20 protein-coding genes are annotated in these 22,302 nt (G+C 33.5%); 7 read left to right on the top strand and 13 right to left on the bottom strand.

Annotation, left to right across the window (positions count from 1 at the left end):
• Positions 1–15: 15 nt before the first annotated feature.
• The 4 genes from AC0608_RS05380 to AC0608_RS05395 all read right to left on the bottom strand — a co-directional run bounded on the left by AC0608_RS05380 (position 16) and on the right by AC0608_RS05395 (position 5,721).
• Entirely contained in the window at positions 16–996 is a 981-nt protein-coding gene (locus AC0608_RS05380) for a LuxE/PaaK family acyltransferase (protein ID WP_478288366.1), read from the bottom strand.
• A gap of 147 nt (positions 997–1,143) precedes the next feature.
• Entirely contained in the window at positions 1,144–1,482 is a 339-nt protein-coding gene (locus tag AC0608_RS05385) for a T9SS type A sorting domain-containing protein (RefSeq protein WP_478288367.1), read from the bottom strand.
• A 102-nt stretch (positions 1,483–1,584) separates the two neighbouring features.
• Positions 1,585–2,793 (bottom strand): beta-helix domain-containing protein, encoded by a 1,209-nt coding sequence (locus AC0608_RS05390; protein WP_478288368.1) that lies wholly within the window; start codon positions 2,791–2,793, stop codon positions 1,585–1,587.
• A gap of 177 nt (positions 2,794–2,970) precedes the next feature.
• On the bottom strand, positions 2,971–5,721 hold the full coding sequence (locus AC0608_RS05395; protein WP_478288369.1) for a TonB-dependent receptor: 2,751 nt from the start codon (positions 5,719–5,721) through the stop codon (positions 2,971–2,973).
• Between the two features lie 176 nt (positions 5,722–5,897).
• Between AC0608_RS05395 and AC0608_RS05400 the strand changes: the two genes are divergently transcribed.
• Together AC0608_RS05400 and AC0608_RS05405 are read left to right on the top strand one after the other, a co-directional pair.
• A complete protein-coding gene (locus AC0608_RS05400; RefSeq protein WP_417958768.1) occupies positions 5,898–6,581 on the top strand; it encodes a response regulator transcription factor in 684 nt (227 codons plus the stop codon).
• Positions 6,582–7,643, top strand: coding sequence for a sensor histidine kinase (locus AC0608_RS05405; protein ID WP_417958767.1), 1,062 nt, complete (start codon positions 6,582–6,584; stop codon positions 7,641–7,643).
• Between the two features lie 56 nt (positions 7,644–7,699).
• Here the strand turns inward: AC0608_RS05405 and AC0608_RS05410 are convergent, their stop codons facing one another.
• From AC0608_RS05410 to AC0608_RS05425, 4 genes are all read right to left on the bottom strand, one after another.
• Positions 7,700–8,782 carry a glycosyltransferase gene (locus AC0608_RS05410; RefSeq protein WP_478288370.1) on the bottom strand — a complete coding sequence of 361 codons (1,083 nt, stop codon included), beginning with the start codon at positions 8,780–8,782 and terminating at the stop codon, positions 7,700–7,702.
• Positions 8,783–8,877: 95 nt separating this feature from the next.
• Complete coding sequence (locus AC0608_RS05415; RefSeq protein ID WP_478288371.1) at positions 8,878–12,309, bottom strand: DUF8818 domain-containing protein; 3,432 nt, start codon at positions 12,307–12,309, stop codon at positions 8,878–8,880.
• 190 nt (positions 12,310–12,499) lie between these two features.
• Positions 12,500–13,756 (bottom strand): aspartate kinase, encoded by a 1,257-nt coding sequence (locus AC0608_RS05420; RefSeq protein WP_478288372.1) that lies wholly within the window; start codon positions 13,754–13,756, stop codon positions 12,500–12,502.
• Positions 13,757–13,786: 30 nt separating this feature from the next.
• Positions 13,787–14,266: a GNAT family N-acetyltransferase gene (locus AC0608_RS05425; RefSeq protein WP_417958763.1), complete on the bottom strand. Its 480-nt coding sequence runs from the start codon at positions 14,264–14,266 to the stop codon at positions 13,787–13,789.
• Positions 14,267–14,518: 252 nt separating this feature from the next.
• Here AC0608_RS05425 and fbp point away from each other — a divergent pair, with 252 nt between their 5' ends.
• Complete coding sequence (fbp, locus tag AC0608_RS05430) at positions 14,519–15,538, top strand: class 1 fructose-bisphosphatase (protein WP_417958762.1); 1,020 nt, start codon at positions 14,519–14,521, stop codon at positions 15,536–15,538.
• Positions 15,539–15,596: 58 nt separating this feature from the next.
• Here the strand turns inward: fbp and AC0608_RS05435 are convergent, their stop codons facing one another.
• Positions 15,597–16,028 (bottom strand): TerB family tellurite resistance protein, encoded by a 432-nt coding sequence (locus tag AC0608_RS05435; protein ID WP_417958761.1) that lies wholly within the window; start codon positions 16,026–16,028, stop codon positions 15,597–15,599.
• Between the two features lie 178 nt (positions 16,029–16,206).
• Between AC0608_RS05435 and AC0608_RS05440 the strand changes: the two genes are divergently transcribed.
• Genes AC0608_RS05440 through AC0608_RS05450 form a run of 3 tightly spaced genes read left to right on the top strand, consistent with a single transcriptional unit; the run spans position 16,207 to position 18,805 of the window.
• Entirely contained in the window at positions 16,207–16,800 is a 594-nt protein-coding gene (locus AC0608_RS05440; RefSeq protein ID WP_417989605.1) for a HupE/UreJ family protein, read from the top strand.
• Position 16,801: 1 nt separating this feature from the next.
• The gene (locus AC0608_RS05445) at positions 16,802–17,233 is read left to right on the top strand and encodes a deoxycytidylate deaminase (protein ID WP_417958759.1); all 432 of its coding nucleotides are present in this window, start codon (positions 16,802–16,804) and stop codon (positions 17,231–17,233) included.
• Positions 17,234–18,805, top strand: a complete 1,572-nt coding sequence (locus AC0608_RS05450; protein ID WP_478288373.1) for a S41 family peptidase — start codon at positions 17,234–17,236, stop codon at positions 18,803–18,805. It begins immediately after the preceding gene.
• Positions 18,806–18,834: 29 nt separating this feature from the next.
• Here the strand turns inward: AC0608_RS05450 and AC0608_RS05455 are convergent, their stop codons facing one another.
• From AC0608_RS05455 to AC0608_RS05470, 4 genes are all read right to left on the bottom strand, one after another.
• Positions 18,835–19,269, bottom strand: coding sequence for a lysophospholipid acyltransferase family protein (locus tag AC0608_RS05455; RefSeq protein ID WP_478288511.1), 435 nt, complete (start codon positions 19,267–19,269; stop codon positions 18,835–18,837).
• A gap of 6 nt (positions 19,270–19,275) precedes the next feature.
• The gene (locus AC0608_RS05460) at positions 19,276–19,584 is read right to left on the bottom strand and encodes a hypothetical protein (protein WP_478288374.1); all 309 of its coding nucleotides are present in this window, start codon (positions 19,582–19,584) and stop codon (positions 19,276–19,278) included.
• 644 nt (positions 19,585–20,228) lie between these two features.
• A complete protein-coding gene (locus AC0608_RS05465; protein WP_417958756.1) occupies positions 20,229–20,429 on the bottom strand; it encodes a hypothetical protein in 201 nt (66 codons plus the stop codon).
• Positions 20,430–20,556: 127 nt separating this feature from the next.
• Positions 20,557–21,132, bottom strand: a complete 576-nt coding sequence (locus AC0608_RS05470) for a MarC family protein (RefSeq protein ID WP_417958755.1) — start codon at positions 21,130–21,132, stop codon at positions 20,557–20,559.
• A 478-nt stretch (positions 21,133–21,610) separates the two neighbouring features.
• Here AC0608_RS05470 and AC0608_RS05475 point away from each other — a divergent pair, with 478 nt between their 5' ends.
• A complete protein-coding gene (locus AC0608_RS05475) occupies positions 21,611–22,177 on the top strand; it encodes a DUF3109 family protein (RefSeq protein ID WP_417989600.1) in 567 nt (188 codons plus the stop codon).
• Positions 22,178–22,302 lie beyond the last annotated feature (125 nt).

Here is a 22,302-nt window from a genome sequence, read left to right on the forward strand (position 1 = left end):
TTACCATATCAACGTTTACAAAACCATCAAGTTGCAACCTCGAATATCAGAATTATCAAAACGTCCCAATACCTCGAAAGAGTTGTTGGGATTTTTTTTGCCCAAATCTTGCGTGGCAATGAACGAACAAGAATTGATATTAGCCAAATCAATCACGTTGATTCCGCCTGTTTTTCCGTCTTGAATATAGGTCAAAGCATCTTCAGTGTCACGAACCAGGATTTGTATCCAAGAAGGGCATTCAAATACGCCGTTTCCTAAAGAATAGGCTTGTGAAAGCAATTCGGTCATTCCATATTCAGAATGTATGGCTGAGACGCCAAATCCTTTACACAACTGTTCGTGCAATTCTTCTCGAATCATTTCTTTACGTTTCCCTTTCATACCTCCAGTTTCCATAATAATAGTATGCAACAATTGAAACTGATGTTTTTCAATTAAGTCTAATAAGGCAAATGTAACTCCAATAAGAATCACATTTTGTCCCGCTTGGTCTAAAGTGATAAGCTTGGCAATCAGTTCGTCATGGTTGTGCAGGTAAAAACCACTTTCAGAATGATTGGATAATGCAATTAAATCCTTGACCATGTAAATTAAGGAAGAACCTTCTCTTTCCAGATAGGATGGAAGCAAGGCTAAAACAACATAATCTTCAATGTTGCCATAAAATTGGGAAAATCCTTTGCGGTAGCTCTCTTCATACAAGGAAACATCAGTGACGATGTGTTTGCTGGTAATCATTCCGGTTGTGCCACTGCTGGTGAAAATTTCTTGAATGGGATTGCTATTGGAAATCACTTGATGACTCTTAAAGAACTGAATCGGTAAAAATGGAATCTGCTGTAAAGATTTTACCTTATGAGGATCTGTTTTTAATAAATTACAAAATTCTTGATAGACTAAGTTCTTTTCATACTGGAAACGAAACACTTTTAAGGCAATTTTCTCAAACTGTTTTTGACTGGAAAGAGCAAATATATCTAAAGATGTTATCAAGATTTTTTTTGCAAAAGTAAACAAAATTTTATAGGCAAACCAATAGCAGGATTGTATATGCTTTAATGTAGGTATTGATTTAGTAAGTTAAAGACATAAAAAAAGCCCCAATTAAAATTGAAGCTTATGTGTTGTATCTTTAGAATATCATCGTATGATTAATTTCCGCGTAGCCGATGCTTCCTTTTCATTGATTTTTATGATGTAAACACCAGAAGATAAATTAGAAACATTAAGTTCTTTTGAGCTTAACATTGTTTGAAGTACTTTCTTTCCTAAAACATCAAAGATAATTATTTCTTTATCTAAGTCATTTTTTGTAGAAATGTAGACTTTCCCATTATTCACGGGGTTCGGGTACAAGCTTAAACCTTCAATTGTGGCGGTTTCTTGTGTTCTTGGTTGTTGCTTCGGTTCCTGAGCACTAAGGCTTAGAGAAAATAAAATAACCAATACTGTAATAATATAAAAGTAGTTTTTTGCCATCAGATTAGTTTGTATAGTAAATATACAAAATATATTTCAAAAAGCATACCAAAAAAAAACATCCTGATTGCTCAGGATGTTTAATATGAAATGGTGTGAAAACTATAGTCCTATTGACCATCCTGTAGACCAAGAAGGAGCATTTACGCCATTTCCTGCTCCATTTGACGTGCTTAATTCAGAAACAATAATTAATGATGCATCTGCACTAACTCCACTTGTAGCAGGTGCTACAGCTGTCTTTTTTCCTTTTGTTTTAGTAGTCACATCCGCTACAAAGTTTATTCCAGTTATTTTAAGACCAGTACCAATAGCACTTAATGTTTCATCGTTTTCTACATCAACTCCTGTAGCCCATGAGCTTAAAACTACGTTTGAGAAAATTGCTTTTGTTCCTCTTCTCAATTTTATACCTTGATTTTCAGTATAAGTGGCACTTGAAGCTGTACTTCCAGGACCAACTAAAGTAATGTTAGTAATTGTTGGATTAGAAATTGGAGTATTAGCAAAACCTAATTCAAAATTATCTGCTTCAATTCCTCTATTTCCTTTTCCAAATGATATTTTTCCGTACCAGTTTGTGTTTGTTCCATTCCAACCTTCAGTCCAGTCAAATTGGTCATCTTCATTACCAAAAGAAATTAAGTTAGATGTATTTACTGTTCCTCCAAAAAATTCGAAACCATCGTCAGCACCTTGGTAAGCTTCAACATACTCGAAAGTCGTTCCTGAACCTACTCCAAATAAAGATGCTCCGTTAAATTCTTTTTCGCTGTTAAAAGCAGCTCCAGCATATTCTATTCTTAAATATCTGATAGATCCAGAATTGTCATTTGCTATAGTACCACCATAAGTTAAATCTGCAACTTCTGATTGAGCAGTACTAGTTCCACCACTTACACGGTTGATAGGTGCTTTACCACATATAACCAAACCTCCCCAGTCTCCAGCTTTTTTAGTAGCTAAACCACTTGTCATTACAACAGGATTACTAGCAGTACCGTTTACGTTTAATTTTCCGCCTTGAGCTACTGCGATGTAAGATGCTGTTCCACCGATACCTTCAATTTTTGTTCCTGCAGGAATAGTTAATGTAGCACCACTACTCACTTGAATTTTTCCTGTCAATTTGTATGTTGTTCCCGATACTAATACAACTTCGCCATCAGTAATTGTTCCTTTAAAATCACTAGGATTAACTACAAATGTTGACGAAGGATTATCAGTACTATTATTATCTGTTGAACAACCTGTTGCAAGAGTTGCCGATAAAGTTAAAATTCCTAATAATTGTAAAATTGATTTTTTCATGATTGTAATAAAATTTGTGTTTGTTTAGATTTGTCAAAGGTCTTGTAAGTTTGCTTTGCGAAGGTTAAGCAACTGTAATTGTTTGTTTAAATTAACTTGACCTTATTGTTAATTTAATGTTTCTTTTGTTAAGATAGTTTTCCATAAAAAAAGAGCAGTGTTAGCTGCTCTTGAATATTAGAATTGGTAATTTAAATTCACACTAAAAAGGAGGCCTTTTTTGTAAGATAAAACGTTTACATCGCCGGATCTGTTTTCTTGGACTCTATCTATGGTAGGATCCAAAAGGTTTTTTACTATAAAATCTATTCCTAATTTTTTATTTAATTTAGATTTGGCTATAAAGTCTAATGAGCCAAATGATTTGTCTACTAGATCACCTTTATCGTTAGTTCCAATTGCATAAACTCTATCTGAGAAGTACGTGTAGGCTAAGGTTGTGTTGAGACTACCTTCTTTATCATTCCATTCGTTCAATAAAGAGATATCTGCATTTAATAATAAGTCTGATGCACCAGTAAATTCACTTTTTGCATTAGTAAACACTACATTATAATCAGTTTCTTTAATTACCTTTTCAGTGTTCAAATCTTGATTGCTGTATAAATACGAAGCATTGATTCCTGCTGATAATTTTTTGGCATTATTTTCATCAAAATTAAAAAGTAATTTTCGGTATTCCACCTCTCCACCGGCAACATAACCAAAATCTCCAGTATTAATAAATGAAATATCATTTGTTGACGAAGCAATTGTTACTTCATTCATAGGGTTAAGAATATATTTACCAAAAGCAGTTACTGATATTAATTCTTCACTTTTTGGAAACATTTCCCATTTTAAGTCAAAATTATAATCATCAGATGCATACAAGTTTGGATTTCCTACCTTAACCTCTGTAACATCTTCGTATACAAATAGTGCTCTTTCTTTAAATTGTGGTAACGTATAGGTTTTACTAAATCCAAAACGTAAATTTTGTTTTTCATTTAGCTCATATTTCATTGTTACGCTTGGTAAAAAAGCAATTTTATCTAATTCATTAAATCCACCATCCGGATCTAATTGAGTGTTCCAGTCTACTTTTTGAAATATATATTCTCCTCTCAAACCTACAACAGTGGTTAGTCTTTTAAATTTATATTCGGTGTTTAAGAAACCGCCATTAATATATTGATTACCATTGTATGTTTGTGGATCCAGGGCATTTGCAACTTGAAAGCCACCTCTAAATGTTGTGATGTCAAAATAGCCATTGCTGAAATTTGCTTGGTTGTAAAATAAATCTAAATTGTTTGGATCAACAATTGTGCTACTGAAGTTTTGATTTGCTTTAAAATTAAATTGTGAAGCTTCAAAGTTCCTAGTTTTAAATCTACCGTTGTAGCCAAAAGTAAATTTACCTTTGTAAGCGTCGTCATCTGTTTTGTTAAATTTATAATCAAATGAAAGGTTTACAGCAGCTTCATTTTCTGTTAGTTTTTGGAAATATCTGTGATTGTCTGGAGCAGAAATACTAGATAAAACATATCCATTTGGTTCTTTTCTAAAGATGTTTTGAGATCTATCCGGCATGTCACCTTTGATCATATTGTAAGAAGCTCCCCAGTTTAATTTTGAACGTTCTCCTATTTTATGTTCCCCTAATAGTTGATTGATAAATAAACTGTTTTTTTCATATTTATTACGACGGATTAAACCGTTACCATTGTTGGCAATATCAACGATATATCCAGTGTATTCCTCTCTACTTAGTGAAGAGGTATTGATAAAAACTGAATTAAAGTTGATCTTATTATTGTTGTTTATTTTATATCCAATATTAGCCATGCTGGTAAAATTGGTATTGTAACTAATTAGAGTATAGTCTTCAAAGTTTTTATTAACCACACCACTCCCGTTTACATTTCCTTTTGCTGAACCATCACTTCTAGAAGTATAATCGTTACCAAAGGATACATTTGCAAAAACATTAAGTTTGCTTTCTGAGCCTACATTGAATGATTTTCCTCCAGAGATTCCAACAGAACTTCCAAAAGGAGCCTTTTTGTCTAATTGCAAGGTCCCAAAATTATATTGAGTTAAAGGATTCGCGGGTATAGATGCATTGCTAAATCCCGAAAAATTAGGTCCTTTTTGTAGAGAAAAGTTATTTTCGTTAATAGAGTTAGTGTTTACTTTTGTCCCAATATCAACTTTTACAAATCCTTTTCCTCTGTAATCTTTAGAAACGATGTCTACATTTCCTCCTGCGAAATCACCATATAATTTACTATTGTACACCTTGTCTATGGAAACGTATTCTAAAATATCAGTAGAGAAAATTTCTAAATTAATATTTTTCTTTTCAGGGTCATTTGATGGAATTGGTAAACCATTCATAGTAGTAGAGTTGTAGCGATCTCCTAGACCTCTAACAAATATATTCCCAGAACCTTCTTGTTTAGTTATTCCTGTAGTTTTAGTTACTGCTGTTGCAACGTCGTTAACCCCTTTTCTAGAAAGTTCTTGTGCTCCAATAGTTTGTTTTATCTCAACCGCATTTTTTTGGTCAAGTAGTAAGGCTGTTTCTTTTTCTCTGCTTACAGTAGCTCTTACTACTACGTCTTCTAACTTATATCCTGCAGAACCTAGTGCTTGATTTAAGGTTACTGTTTGATTCGCTACTACCGTTACGGAAACTTCAACAGATTCATATCCTACGAAACTAAATTGGATGGTGTAATTTCCAGGTGCTGCTGTAATGGAGTATTTTCCATCAATATCTGTATTGGTTCCATTAGTCGTTCCTTTAATAAGAACATTTGCAAATGGCAATGATTGATTGTTAGCATTTTTGTCTGTCAAGATTCCAGCTATTGTTCCTTTATTCTGTGAAAAAGAAATAGCAGTTATAAATAACGTTAAAAACAATAATTTGAATTTCATTTGGTTTAAATTTTTTTGCAAAGTAACGCTTGAAATGTAAAATGTAAGTTACTGACTTGTTACGTTTGTGTTTTGTTTTGGACTGTATAATAGGCTCAATATTAAATTACTGTTAAGGCCTTTTCGATGGCTCTTTTATTATTACATTTACAATTCAAAAACAATTTTGGCGCTTTATGAAGAAAAAACACACGAAGATTCTATTAGTAGACGACGAACCGGATATCTTAGAAATTGTAGGATACAACCTCTCTCAGGAAGGATATCAAATCTTTACAGCGGCCAACGGGAAAGAGGCTATAGCCAAAGCTAAAAAAGAAATTCCAGACCTTATTATAATGGATGTTATGATGCCAGAAATGGATGGGATGGAGGCTTGTGAGAGTATTCGTAAAATTCCGGAACTCAGTAATGTGTTGATAACATTCTTGACCGCCAGAAGCGAAGACTACTCTCAAGTTGCGGGTTTTGATGCAGGAGCTGATGATTACATTACTAAACCAATTAAACCTAAATTATTAGTCAGCAAAGTAAAAGCCTTGTTGCGTCGATTGAAAGAGAAAGAGCAAAATAGTGAAACTCTTAATGTAGGCGGAATCGAAATAAATAGAGAAGAATATAAAATAGTAAAAGATAATATTGAGATTGCATTACCAAGAAAAGAATTTGAATTATTCTATCTGCTTGCTTCAAAACCAGGGAAAGTATTTAAACGTGATGAAATTCTAGATAAAGTTTGGGGTAATGAAGTAGTAGTAGGCGGAAGAACCATCGATGTTCATATCCGAAAATTACGAGAAAAAATAGGAGAAGAATTATTCAAAACAATAAAGGGTGTAGGGTATAAGTTTGAGGTATAAATGACAATAAATTTTAAAAAAACATATCGGTTTGCTGTTAAATCAGCACTTTATATTACTCTTTTTTCTACAGGATTAGTTGGTTATCTGACCTATTTGTTTTTCTCTTTTTCCTATCAATTTTGCTTGATTTTTGCTATTTCAATCGCATCTTTTTCATTTATTGTAATACAATATCGTGTGGAGCGTTTTATTTACAAAAAAGTAAAAAAAATATACGATGACGTTTCTTTGTTGGAATCCAGTACCTTTAGAAACCAGCCCATAACAACTGATATGGCAACCCTTACTCGTGAAGTTAAGAAGTTTGCAACAGACAAAAAACTTGAGATAGAAACCTTAAAAGTGCGTGAAGAGTATAGAAGAGAATTTCTAGGGAATGTTTCTCACGAACTCAAAACACCGCTTTTTATGGTTCAGGGATATTTATCAACGCTTATTGATGGAGCTATGAACGATAAAATAATACGAAAAAAATATCTGGAGCGAGCTGAAAAAGGAGTAGAAAGACTCATATACATTGTGCAGGATTTAGATATGATTACTAAACTCGAAATAGGGGATTTGAATTTAGAGATAGCTGAATTTGACATTGTTAAACTCGTTCAAAATGTGTTTGATTTACTAGAAATGAAGGCCTCTAAGAAAGATATCTTGTTAATGTTTGATATGAAATATTACAAGCCCATTAGGGTAGTTGGAGATCAGGAAAAAATCCAACAAGTTGTGATGAACTTGATTGTAAATTCAATTAAATATGGTAAATTTAAGGGATCAACTGAGGTAAGTATAGAGGATTTGACTGATGAAAAAGTCATTGTTAGAGTAACTGATAATGGAGAAGGAATCGAGAAAAAGAATATCCCAAGACTTTTTGAGCGTTTTTATAGAGTGGATAAAAGTGGCGCGAGAACAGAAGGTGGTTCTGGCTTGGGATTATCTATAGTGAAACACATTATTGAAGCACATGACGAGAAAATTTATGTAGACAGTACATTTGGTGTTGGTTCTGAATTTTCTTTTACCCTTGAAAAAGTAAAGCCGATACAGAAAATTATCTAATAGTAAAAATGGTATTATAAAAAAACCGATTCATTCGAATCGGTTTTTTTATTTTTTTAAACAAAATGCTGTTTTTTTTCAAAAACTCGGAACAAATCACTCCAGTCAATTTTAAAGTCTAATCGAGGAAGACCTTTATAATCCTGAATTTCTTGAATATTCTCCATTTTAAAATCATTTTGGTTTGCATAAGGGACCAGACCTTCTTTTTTCAATTTTTTAGCTAAATATTCTTGTTCATATTGACCTGGAGTCGGTATGAAAAAAGCTTTTTTTCTCAATTGTGCTAAATCCATGATTGTAGTGTAGCCAGAACGACAAAGTACCATTTCACTTTCGTTAAAAGCTTGTTCTAGCTCAGTTGAGTTCATGAAGTTATAATAGGTTACATTTTCTTTCACTGTAGTTTTTTGCTCACATTCTATATTGCCTTCTATAAAAATCACACTCCCTTTGAATTGAGTTATTTCGTTTTTTAAATGATTTTCCAAGATCCCACGTTGCGGTTCAGGTCCGGAAAGAATAATGAGCAGATCATATTTTTTTGGGACTAATTTTTTTTCCAGACGGCTCAATGGGCCAAGGTATTTAATGTTTATGTTTGGATCATCTGTGTGCCCCAATTTCCCTGTTAAATTTATTGAACCCGCAAGATCTGGAACCCAGCATTCGGCATATTTTTTTATAATATGCTGGTGTAATTTACTGGTCAACCAGGTGGTGTTTCCTGTCATCACATTCAATTGGTGTGTCATGAAAACGGAGGGGACCTTCTTGCTAATAACGCCCAATCTATTGTCTGAAATAATCCCGTCAATAGCATATTTTTCAACCCAGTTTTCAACTATTTTCTTTTCTTGCCAAATTGCTTTAATTGTTTTCGCACCGTTTTTTAATAATTTCCATTTGAAATTTTTTCCTTTCTTAGCATATTCTATTTGGTAAGAGGGAAGTTCTAACGTTTGTACATTAGGAAATTCTTTTTGTAGTAAGGTCAAAGCAATACCATCAGATGCAATTATGGGAGTGAAATTATTTTCTACTAAAGCCTTAATTATGGGAATGCATCGTGTAGCGTGACCTAAGCCCCAATTTAAAGGTGTAATTAATATTGTCTTTTGGGTCGATTTAAAATCCATGCGCGGTAATTAAGTTCGTTATTTTAACATTAAAGTTAGACAATGTACCCGTTTCTCATATTGCGAGGGTATTACCAAACTATTAAATTATGTAGTTAAAAGTAAGCTCTCACTTGTATGTTTCCAGTATGAATAGCAGAGGTCGATTCGCTTTTTCTACCTTGATAATTTAAGTTTATGTCTAAAAACTGCGTGATGTTTTTTTGCAAAAGTAATCTCCAGGTTAAGTTTTGACCTGTTTGCAATCCCTCCAACATCTGAAATCCAACCGAAGAAAATTCATTTCCTATAAATTTATTTTGATAAAAAGAAAGCTCTCCGTTCATAGTGAATTTTTTAATATTTGCATAAGAAAAGGCTGTTCCAAGGCGGTTTTGTTGTAGCATTTCTGAAATTCCAATTTGATTTTCTTTGTTTTGCAGTTCATAAAAGAGGTCCCAACTAGTGTTCTTGGAAAAAAGATAACTGATTTTTGGTGCCACTTGATAACCGTTGATGGCGTAATTCTTTTCTGGAAAATTCTCGGATTGAATAGCCGTCTGGATTGTTTTCGCGAAAAATCCAAACAACCAATTTTTTTGGAACAAATGGTTATACTGTACTTGATGTGAATTGTTGGTAGCTTCTTGAGAACCTATTGATAGTAGGTTTTTTGTTTTATTTTCTAAGTAAGAATAGGTTGTGGAATGATTTTGTTTCCCTCGATTATAAAACAAACTATTCCTTAAACTGGAATTTAATCCTAATACATTCTCATTGGATCCACTAAACGGATTCAATTCAAAATTATTATCATCACTCCTGTTTTTTCGGTCTATTATAAAAGCAGTTTGATTATAGAAGTACGAGAGTATTTTCTTTAATCCTTTTTCATTTTGCCATTGATTGGGGTTTAATGTCACAGATTGCGAAAACTTATTCTGATGTGTTTTGATGTAAATCCGATTTGGCAAAAATACTCTGATGAATTTTGCCTGATCGATAAATGGAGCTACTTCAAACTCCTGTAATTCCTGAATGCCATTGCTATTGTAGTCATTCCAAGTATAAACACCTTGCCCAATGGGAACTTCCAAATAGGTGAACTCCTGCTGTGGAATGCTACCGGAATTGGTTTCATAAACTGTGGAGCTTTGAATCAATTGATTAAAAAAACGATCCGTGTAAACTATTCTGGAATTTAAGGTAGACTCCCTTTTTCGGGTAGTATTCACAAAATCCAATATACGGTAGTTAGCATAAACGGATAAATCACTTTTATTGTTCTGAATCAATTTAGATTTAACGGTGAACGTTTGAGAGGAATTTACCCGTTGGATCATACCATTTTGCAAACTGTCGTTGGTTCGTCGAAGATATCCCAATTCTATAAAAACGTTGGTGCTGTCCCCGCGTCCGGTAAAAAACCCAAATTCCGTGAATTTTTGGCTCAAAGCCGAAAACTGATTTGTCGTTTTATTTTTCTCTCGGTTGTCTTCTAATCTTAAGCTGGAACCAATCCAGTTTTTATTAAAATGATACCGTATTTGAGAGTGGTTTCTTAAAAAATTTGACCATAGAAAAGTACTGCTGCTTTTTAGATAACTCCCTTGATTTTGAAAGGTCCAATTTTTTATTCGAAATAAACCATTTAAAACATGTCGGTTTCCCGAAAAATTCTCAGAGAAATCCAGTTTTTCAAATTGATACAATAATAGCCCTTTATTTCTAGTGTTGGGTTTTGGATTTAAATCCAGTTGTAGCCCAGAAACCAATAGACTTTGGTTTCCAATACCAGCAGTTCCTAAATTCCAGTCCCTATCAAATTCAATATTGTAAAGCCGCTCCACTGATCTGAAATTTTCCTGAATAAATTGATAATTTGTGAAAGCATCCATTTGCCATTTTTTTGAAAAAAGCCGTTGCTTTGCGTTGATTTTTCCAGCCAGACCTTTATTATTGGCATCATCAATGGGTGAAAATAAATTGCTATCGTTATTACTGATGCCAATTTCAAAATCGACAGCTGTTTTCTCAGAAGGACTGTATTTCCCCAAAAAAGTAGCCACTTGTACTTTCGTAGGTGCAACAAGTTGTATTATGGGTTCGTAATTACCCTGAGAAGTTCCATTTATAGCGGCTATGTATTCATATACTCGAGTGAGAGTCGCCGAATTTTTTAAAATATAATTTCCATTATTGTTTCCTACTAAAGTAAATCTTACATTGAATAATTCTTGTTGCGCGTCATTAGAATATTCATAAATTTCAACGGAATTTAAAAATGTTTTTCGATACAGGACTTTGTTCTCAGAGTAGGTATCAAGGTAAGCTGATGGAGCAACCATTAAATCTGGATTATCTCCTGAACTGATTAATATTTGGGCTTGCTCTTGAGATAAATTTTGTTGAAGGGGTTGGTTTTTCAAGTCGTTTTCTGAATATAAATACCCACCAAAACGCCACTTATTATTTTCATGTGTTGCACCAGCATAGGTTACAAAGCGGGTGTAATTTCGATCTGAATATTGGTATTCTATGGCAATACGCATTTCGGAAGTAATCGTAAAAAGAGGAGTGAAAATAATTTCACCAGCATTGTAATCAATAGTGTAGTCGTTATTTTCACCCCGTTTCAGTAAAATACCATTTACATAAACTCGTTCTGAACCTGAAATAACAAGAACGTACAGTTCTCCATTTTGGCCCTTTAATTTATAAGGACCCTGATTGCCTTCTTGTCCTGCAATATCAGTTTTTGCATATTGTCCTCGAACTAATGCTGCTGAGGCAAACACATTCGTTTTGTTTTGGTCTGTACCAAAGTTGAAGGAAGTGGCTAATCCTTGTACTTTTTTATTAAAAGTCAAAAACTGAGTTTTATTGTTTTCCAGAAAAATATCACCCGCTCGAATGTTCCAATCGTTGCTGAATAATTCCATGAAAATATTGTCAAACTGATCTAGTTTTTGGGAATACCCTCCATCTTGTAACGGAATATTGCTGTCCTGAATGGAGGCCCTTAAGCTCACTTTTTCAGAAATTTTCCCTGTGATTTGCAAGTCTAAATTGGAGTTCAAAACGGCATTTTGATTGTTTCCGATAGTCACACCCCGAGTAATACTACCCGAAGTATTCAATCCGTCAAAAGGAATGTTTTTCTTTAAATTTTTATCTTCAATTGTGTATAATTTTTCAGATCCAGCCTCATTACTAACTACTCGACTTGGATCATAAATGCGGTATTCTTTGGTCAGCATCTCCGGAAATTTCAAATACTGTATCGTAAGCGAATCAGCATTTGAAGTGCTGTTTTCCTTTAAAATTAAAGTTCCTTTCTCGAAATTTATTTTAAATAAAGTGGTGTCAATAAGTTTGCCATTGGTATCCAGCAATTTGAAAAAACTGGGGTTAATACTTTCTTTTTCAATATAAATAGTATCCCGGGAAGGAAGGATTTTTTTGGTTTTGTATAACGAATTAATTTCCTGTGCGTGGAGCCCAGAAAAGCTGCTTATTAGAATCCAAAAAAGGAATGGTTTCAACATAAATACTATAACTCGAAAGTGTCAAAAGTAGTATTTATAATTTGATAATTACCAAATCCATCAATCAGAAAATCCGTTAAAAAGGAAATTACGATATTCTAGTTTAGAGCTCTAGATTTTGTCTTTTAAAACTATAAAAAATGGGAATCAAATTGTATTGATTCCCATTTTAGGGTGTTATAAACAGCGCTTACACTTCTTTAGTGATCACTTGCATGGTTTCACGACTGACTTGCTTCAATAAAACGACTTTGTTTTCTTCTACAGTTTGAGTAGCGGTATCATTGAAATGTCGAATGGTATACAAAGTCACATTTTCGTCAAATTCAACTTTGAATTTTTTAGACAAAATAGCGTTCAACGCTTTGAAATGGTTAAATTTATCCTCTACACACACCGAAAAACTAATCGCTGAATTCTGAATTAAGTTTACTTTTATTTTGAATTGATGAAATAACGCAAAAATTTCACTGATGTTTTCTTCCATAATAAAAGAGAAATCTATTGAAGAAAGCGAAATCAAAAGCTGGTTTCTTTTGACGATAAAACAGGGTAAATATGGTTCTAAATCAACACCTTTAGAGACACTTGTTCCTTTCAATAATGGATTTATAAATGATTTTACATAGAGAGGAATTTCCTTTTTTTGTAATGGCTGCAATGTTTTTGGGTGGATAACTGTAGCGCCATAAAAAGCTAATTCAATGGCTTCACGATACGAAATTTGATTCAATAAACTGGCATTTTCAAAATAGCGCGGATCGGCATTCATTACTCCGGGTACATCTTTCCAGATGGTTACACTTTCGGCATTCAGGCAATAGGCAAAAATAGCAGCAGTATAATCAGATCCTTCTCGGCCCAAAGTGGTAGTAAAATTATTTTCATCAGAACCTAAAAAACCTTGCGTAATATTTAATGTTTTGCGTTTTACGTTTTTGGCAATGTTTTTCTGTGTCAATTCCCAGTCAACTTCGGCATCTCTGTAATTAGCATCTGTTTTTACAAAGTTGCGAACATCCAGCCATTGTGTTTTTATTCCCATGAAATTCATAAAATGACTGAGAATAGTTGTCGAAATTAATTCACCATAACTTACTATCTGGTCGTAAACAAAATTATAATTAGGGGATTTATTATGTGTCAAGAAATATTCTAAATCTGTAAATTGAGTGTTTACGGCTGTAAAAACTTCGTTTTTTTCATCCTCAAACAAATCCATTAAAATTTGATTGTGGTATTTTTTTACTTCCTGTACAGATGAATTTAATTCCGCTGATTTATCGAAATAGTTTTTTATGACTACTTCCAGTGCATTTGTCGTTTTCCCCATAGCAGAAACTACTAACAATACATCTTCATAGCCCACTTTTTGCAAAACGTCATACACGTTTTTAATTCCTGCGGCATCTTTTACAGAAGCTCCTCCAAATTTGAATACTCTCATAGTTTTAAACAAAAATCATTCTTTAATCCGTTATTTTAATTTATTCTCCACAAAATGGTTGATTCCTATTTCATCCATTTGCACAACATACCAGTCTCGAAGCACTTTAGCGCCAGATTTTTCATAAAATTCAATTGCTGGAGTATTCCAGTCCAATACATTCCATTCTACTCTTCGCACCTGATCTTTTTTGCCTTGTTTTATAATTTCTGAATATAAAGCATATCCCAATCCGGTTCCACGCATTTTGTCTTTTACCACTAAATCTTCTAAATGGATTGTTTTTCCTTTCCAAGTCGAAAAGCGGTAATAATACAATGCAATACCTACAATCTCCTCTTCCACTTCAGCTACAAAAACATAAAATAGGGGAGTAGCGCCAAAACCATCTCGAATTAAATCATCTACAGTGACAAGGACCGCATCTGGTTCTTTTTCAAACAGGGCTAATTCTTGGATAAGTCCCAGAACAGCTTTCATATCATTGGCATTACCTCTTCTAATATTCATATGTAGTTTTATTTTTTTGTTTGATTAGGAAATTAGCATATTTTTCAGGGTTTCTATCAACCTTCTGGAATGCTCATTTCATAAATTTTTATTTTAATGATTCTAAAATACGATAAAACAGCATTTTTACGTAGTAATTCAGAGCTTTAATCAGCAAATATACAATACTGATAAACTAAGTAAATTTTATTCAAATCATTTTCACAAAAAAAACGATATTTGTGACTTCAAAATAACTACATCGATTTCGTAATGGAAGAACGCAACAAAACACTAGGAGAATTTATCATTGAAAATCAAAACGCTTTTCAATATTCGTCAGGCGAATTATCCCGTATCATTAACTCTATCCGACTCGCTGCTAAAGTGGTCAATTATAAAGTAAACAAGGCAGGATTAGTGGATATTGTTGGGGCTGCTGGAGAACAAAACATTCAAGGAGAAGATCAGCAAAAACTCGATGTTTATGCAAATGAAGTTTTTATACAAACATTGATCAATCGCGAAATAGTTTGTGGTATTGCCTCTGAAGAAAATGATGATTTCATCACCGTAGAAGGAAGCGACAACAGCCATAATAATAAGTACGTCGTGCTAATGGATCCGCTTGACGGTTCCTCAAATATTGATGTGAATGTTTCGGTAGGAACAATATTTTCGGTTTACAGAAGAATCACTCCCATAGGTACTCCTGTTACAATCGAGGATTTTTTGCAGCCAGGAATCAATCAGGTTGCGGCAGGATATGTGATTTACGGAACCTCGACGATGCTGGTTTATACAACTGGGCACGGAGTGAACGGATTTACGTTGAATCCAGCCATTGGTACTTTTTATTTATCGCACCCAAAAATGAAATTTCCAACTGACGGTCATATTTATTCTATCAATGAAGGCAATTATGTTCACTTTCCTCAAGGAGTTAAGGATTATATAAAATATTGTCAATTAGAAGAAGGAGATAGGCCTTATACTTCAAGATACATAGGTAGTCTGGTTTCTGATATCCATAGAAATATGATTAAAGGGGGAATTTATTTATATCCTACGAGTTCAAAAGCACCAAAAGGGAAATTGCGATTATTGTATGAATGCAATCCATTAGCTTTTATTGCAGAACAAGCCGGAGGAAAAGCTTCTGACGGATTTAATAGAATCATGGAAATTGAACCAGCCGAATTGCATGAACGGGTGCCGTTCTTTTGTGGAAGCTACAACATGGTGGAAAAAGCAGAAGAATTTATGCATAACGCTAAATTAAGCAAATACTAAAATTCAAATTTAATAAAAAAGCTCTCAGAAGTCTGAGAGCTTTTTTTATACTTTATAATTACTTGTTCATGTTTTGCATTTCGAAAAGGAAAGTATCTAAATCTACTTTTCTATCTACTAATTTAAGTGCTTTGTGTATGATGTAATCTACATTTTCAGCATTAAAGCCAAGTGCAACCCCAATTTTCCGTAATAATAATTCTTGTGTGTCCCCTAATTGATGATCAACATGAACCATTCTTGCTAAATCAAACAAACGTTCTAGTCTTTGTTCATGTAAATAAGGAGGGTTTATAGGATACTTTAATGGGTTTTCTAAAATCTCTTCGTACTCTGCACTAGAAATTTCTAATCGAACAGCCAGTTTGTCTAAAAATAGTTTTTCTTCTGGAGCAAACTTATCGTCAGCAAGTGCTACACGAACAATTGCTGAAAAATGACCTTTATTTCTTTGTTTGAATTCGCTATCAAATAAATCTGAAAATGACATAATTATTGGTTTTTTATCTTACAAAGATAAATCTATTTTTAAATTAATGATTTTAATTTTTTTATATTTTTTCGGGCCATTAGAACGCTGCTGAATTGCATTTATTAAAGAATCAAATCAATCATTTTCAAAATTAATCGTAAGTTTACAACCCCAATAACAACTTAATACAGTACTGATGTCAGAATTTTGGATTTACTTTCAAATAGGATTAAAACACGTTTTAGATATTCATGCGTACGACCATGTTTTATTTTTAATAGCATTAGCGATTCCTTTCTCTTTTAAGGATTGGAAGCGAATAGTACTTTTGGTGACACTTTTTACCATAGGGCACACGATGGCTTTGTTGCTTTCCGTTTATGGAATAATTGCAGTAAAAGTAAATGTGATTGAATTGTTAATTCCAATAACGATTTTAATAACAGCGTTGTTTAATATTTTTACAGCGGGAAAATCAAACAAGAAAGAAAGTATAAATGTGGTGTTTTTTATCACCCTTTTTTTTGGAATAATCCATGGATTGGGTTTTTCAAACTATTTTAAATCGATTCTTGGTGGTGATGCAACCTCTAAAGTATTGCCGCTGTCAGAATTTGCATTAGGGATAGAAGCGGCACAGATTGTAGTGGTTTTTGTGGTTTTAATTTTGTCCTATATTGTTCAGACGGTTTTTAGATTCTCAAAACGAGATTGGACTTTAGTAATGTCAGCATTTATAATAGGAGTTGTAATACCATTGATAGTTGAAAGTGAAATTTGGATTAGATAAAATGAGCGAAAAAAAATTAAATAAATACGATAAAGCGTACCTTAGAATTGCAAAAGAATGGAGTTTACTGTCGTATTGCAAACGCAAACAAGTTGGCGCAATTATTGTGCGAGATAGAATGATAATCTCTGACGGATATAACGGAACACCATCTGGTTTTGAAAATTGTTGTGAAGATGAAGAAGGATTAACGCGTTGGGATGTTTTACACGCTGAAGCAAATGCGATTCTAAAAGTAGCTCGATCCACACAATCCTGTGAGGGAGCAACATTGTATATTACGCTTTCACCTTGTAAAGAGTGCAGTAAATTGATTCATCAATCCGGAATAAAAAGAGTGGTGTATCATAATGGATATCGGGATGATTCAGGAATTCAGTTCTTGATAAAAGCCGGAATAGAAGTGGAGCATATTTCAATTTTAGAAGAATAAATGAACGTTAATACTAAATATTTGCCCATTCTTATTTTCTCAACACTTGCTTTGGGTGTTGTCTTGGGTGGAATGTTGAATTTTCCCAATACCGCGGATTATTTAGTCAAAAATAATTCGAAAAGTAAACTCAATAAACTGATTGATTTTATTGATAATGAATACGTAGATAATGTCAATACCGATTCTATTGTAAATCTCACCGTTGATAATATTTTGGCAAAATTAGACCCACATTCTGTTTACATACCACCAAGCGAACAGCTTGAAGTTATTGAAAGTATGAAAGGAAATTTTGTTGGAATTGGTGTGAATTTTTACATGTACAAGGATTCTGTTGCGGTAATAAAACCAGTTGCTGACGGCCCTTCGGCAAAAGCAGGGATAAAGGCAGGGGATCGCATTTTGTATGCTGATAAAACTAAATTATTTGGACGAAAATTACCAAATGACAGTTTGTATTCTAAATTAAAAGGAGCGGTGGGTTCTAATATTGAGCTTATCATTTACAGAAAATCGGAAAGGAAAAAATTAAAAATACAAATAATACGGGATGTCATTCCTTTAAAAAGTGTTGATGTCGCTTTGCTTCTGAGTGGTACCACAGGTTATATAAAAATAAATAGATTTGCCGAAACTACCTACAGGGAGTTTATGGAGGGTTTAACTAAACTCAAGCAACAAGGTGCCAAATCGCTGGTAATTGATGTTCGGGATAATGGCGGTGGCTATATGGAAGAGGCTATTGCTATTGCCGATGAATTTTTGATGGATAAGCAGTTGATTGTTTTTACCAAAAATAAAAATGGGAACACAGACAAAACATTTGCAACCCAGAAAGGCAGTTTTGAAAACGGAAATGTATTTGTATTAATTAATGAAAATAGCGCTTCTGCCAGCGAAATCCTTGCGGGCGCCATTCAGGATAATGATCGGGGAACTATTGTAGGACGTCGTTCTTTTGGAAAAGGATTGGTACAACGAGAAATGGGTTTTGCAGACGGATCAGCCGTTCGATTGACAATAGCGAGGTATTACACGCCAACAGGTCGCTCGATTCAAAAGCCCTATTCTAAAGGAAACGAAGCGTATTTTAAAGAATCAGAAGCACGTTTTGGGAATGGAGAATTGTATGAAAAAGACAGTATAAAAGTTTCGGATACTATAAAATTCAGGACTAAAAAGGGTAAAGTTGTATACGGCGGCGGCGGAATTGTTCCTGATGTTTTTGTGCCGCTTGAAGTAGAGCATGGAAATGAAAGTACCGCTTATTTATTGCAATCGGGAATCGTGGGTAATTTTGTTTTCGAACAATTAGATAAAAACAGAAGCACTTTTAAAGGATTGTCTTTTGATCAATTCAAAATTAAAATGAATCAAACGGATTTGTATTTTAATTTGTTTCAAAAATTTATTTTTGGGAATGGTTTGGATTTAAATTTTGGAAGAAGCAAATCATTGGTAAAACGATATTTGGCGGCTGAATTTGCAAGACAATTGTATGGAGAAAGCTATTACTATGAGATTGTATTGAAAGACGATGCGATGATTAAGGCTATTAATAAGAAGTAACAGTGCAGGAAGACATTCGTTTAAAGCACCTAATTTTCATTGTCCCACTCTTTTCTATACCGAATCAGTTCTTCGTCTATCATTTTCTTAGACGTAGTTAATAAATAGGTTGCATCTTCAGAATAAATAGGTGGGAAGAAAGTTATTTTAATTTCGGTAGTCCATTTTCCGAAGCATTTAATAAAATGCGGAATAAAAGTATCGTCTCCCACAAAAGCATCCGTTTTTTCTTTATAATCAATGGAAATAGGAATAACCGCAGATTTAATCTTAGTGGCCATCACAAAGGAACCGTAATTAAAATCAACAGTCGTAGGCAAAACAGCTGTTGTGCCTTCCGGAAAATTAATAATGGAATATCCCTTAGCAAGAACTTCTCTAATATTTTCGGCAGTTTCTTGTCTGCTTTTTGAGCACGCTCTATTGACAAATACAACACCAGATATTTTACAGATATACCCAATAACAGGCTATGAGGCGACTTCTTTCTTTCCTACAGGAAAAGCATGTATTTCATTTACGATAACGATTGGGTCAAAATAAGAACGATGATTGGCTACGATAAGTCCTTGTATGTTAGGTTTTTCTCCGTAAATTATGGTGCGAATGCCTAAAATGGAATTAGACACTCGGATTAAAAAATCACGCAGGCCAAGTGCCCTTTTAGTATTCGCTTCCTCGCTACAAAAGAAACTCATTAAATAGAAAAGAACCGAGAAAAAGGAAATAAATACAATAAAAACGATGAGTCTTGTTAAGCCCAATAAAAATGATAACATAAAAAAGTGTATTGAAAATGTAAACCTAACACTATTTTTTTAGAAATTTTTAAGAATGAAATTCTATTTACTTTTAACTGTTGTCTGGACGAGTTAGCATACCGTTAGTCCACGATTTAAGAAGTTTTGTTACAACCGCAGGGATATTTTCCGGCAGCAATAATGAGATGGTCTCTCCAGCCAGCTAAAGTTCCGGTCACATATATTCCTTATATAACTTTGTGGTACTATTTTTCAATTGAGTGGTTTGTTTCTCAGGAAGGGTTTTTTGACTTGGTTCAGAATACGGTATCAATTTATCTATTGCTTATGAAGATTATTTATGCGATAGGAATTCTTGTTTGTGATAGCTGAGAATTGCACATGGTGCCCTTCAGTTTTCAGAATTTTTTAATCTGGAATTTGAGGAATTTCAGGATAACTTTCTAAAAGTTGTTTGATATTTTTCTTTTATAAAAAAGAGTATATTGTTTTTGGAGAAATCGCGTAAGTATTGTTGAGTACTGCTAAATGGAGTAAGGCTGTTTATACTGTTAAAAAGCAAATTTTCATCACTTAAAAATATATTTTAGACGAATACAAAATAATGGAACATGATATTCCTGCAGTGCCATTGCTTAAAATAAATTTTTCAAAGACAACAACTACTTTTCGTTGGTTTTTTCTTCAATTCTTTTTGAAATTTTAAAGATTAAAAGAATCATTACAGCACAAAAGGAAGCTGCAATTCCAATAAAAGCAACGACACTTTCTCCTTGGAATGGATTTCTAAAATCTAGCAAAGTAACATTAAAGAGGATTAAAGCGATTGCTAAAAATACCAATATGTTAGTGAAAATTTTCATAATTCGTTATTGTTTTTGTTTTGAGAGTAGCAGATAGTTGAGGTGTTTTTTATATTAAAGTGGTAACCCCAAAGAATCTAATTGTTTTTATTACATAAAATTAGGGGTAAATTTATGAAAATTTATTTTAGACAAACAAACCTTTAACATTCGCAGCGAATAATTTAACAGCAATAGCAAGCAGTACAACCCCAAAAGTCTTTCTAATTACTCCAAGTCCGTTCTCACCTAGCATTTTTTCGATTTTAGAGGATGATTTTAAGACAATGTATACCAGAATAATATTTAATACAATCGCAATAACTATGTTTATGGTGTAAAACTGAGACCGTAAAGAGAGTAAAGTTGTCATGGTTCCTGCTCCGGCGATCAAAGGAAACGCCAAGGGAACAATAGAGGCGGAACTTGCTTCCTCGTCACGATAAATCCGAATTCCCAAAATCATTTCCAACGCTAGAAAAAATAAAACGAAGGAGCCGGCCACGGCAAAAGAATTCACATCAATACCAATTAATTTTAAAAGTTCTTCACCTGCAAAAAGGAAAACAATCATAATGATACCAGCAACAATAGAAGCTTTTTCAGATTCAATATGCCCATGTTTAGTTCTTAAATCAACAATTATCGGGATCGATCCCACAATATCAATTACTGCAAAAAGCACCATTCCTACTGTGATTATTTCTCTAATGTCGAATTCCATAATTTTGGTGTTTATTAATTGCAAAAGTATTGAAATTTGTTTGGTTATCGACTACGTTGGTTTTTAATTTACAATCGTATTTGTTGTTCAGATTCACTCAGTTTTTAAGTAATAATTTGATTCTTTTTTCTTGTAAAAAAAGCACAACTACATGGCGGTCAATTAATGGATTTGGATATGATTTAAAATAGATGGCCTTATAAAAGAGCTGTTTATGGATTGTTATCTGGAACCTAATGGGAGGTGTTTTGGTTTTAAAATGGTTAGGGTGATTAGTGTTAAATATGTGCAGATATAAGACCTAATATGTAAAGGAAATAGTATCTGAGTGGCCTGTTTAAATTTAGAGAAAAAGGTACAGGTATTTGTGAAATCAGATTGAAAATTTATACGGTTTAGTTTTTAATTTCCTCCTTTTTGTTTTAGAATTTATGATTTGCTGAGGTGCTTTTTGAATTTCTTTGAATACCTTTGCAGAATGTTTCAACTAGGAAAAACCATCGTCTCAGAAGACTTACTCGAAAAAGATTTTGTTTGCAATTTGACTGCATGTAAAGGCGCTTGCTGCGTAGACGGCGACGCAGGCGCACCATTGAGTCTTGAGGAAACTTTAATTCTTGAATCTATTTACCCAAAAGTCAAGCCTTTTTTACGAAAGCAGGGAATTGCTGCTATTGAAGCTCAAGGAACGTGGGTAACAGGAACCGATGGTGATCTTGAAACACCGCTAATTGACAATAAAGATTGCGCGTATGTTATTTTTGATGGTAAAACAGCCTTGTGTGGAATTGAACAAGCATACAATCAAGGAATAATTGACTGGAAAAAACCGGTTTCTTGTCATTTGTATCCGGTTCGGATAAAAGATTTTACCGAGTTTGCTGCTGTCAATTATGACAAATGGGATATTTGTGATCCGGCTTGTTCTTTAGGTCAAGAACTTGAAGTTCCGGTTTACAAGTTTGTCAAAGAGGCCTTGGTTAGAAGGTTTGGCGAAGACTGGTATGCAGAGCTTGAAAAAGTTGCCCAAGACATGAAAAAATAATTTACATAAAATTAAATATTCATTAGTTTTATATTATAAAATGCCTATATTTTACGGTGTTTTTCATTCGTTTTTAATTTTCAAAGCATTGATTTTTAATGTTTTTGATATTTTTATAAAAAGCA

This window comes from Flavobacterium sp. GNP008, from assembly GCF_056428965.1.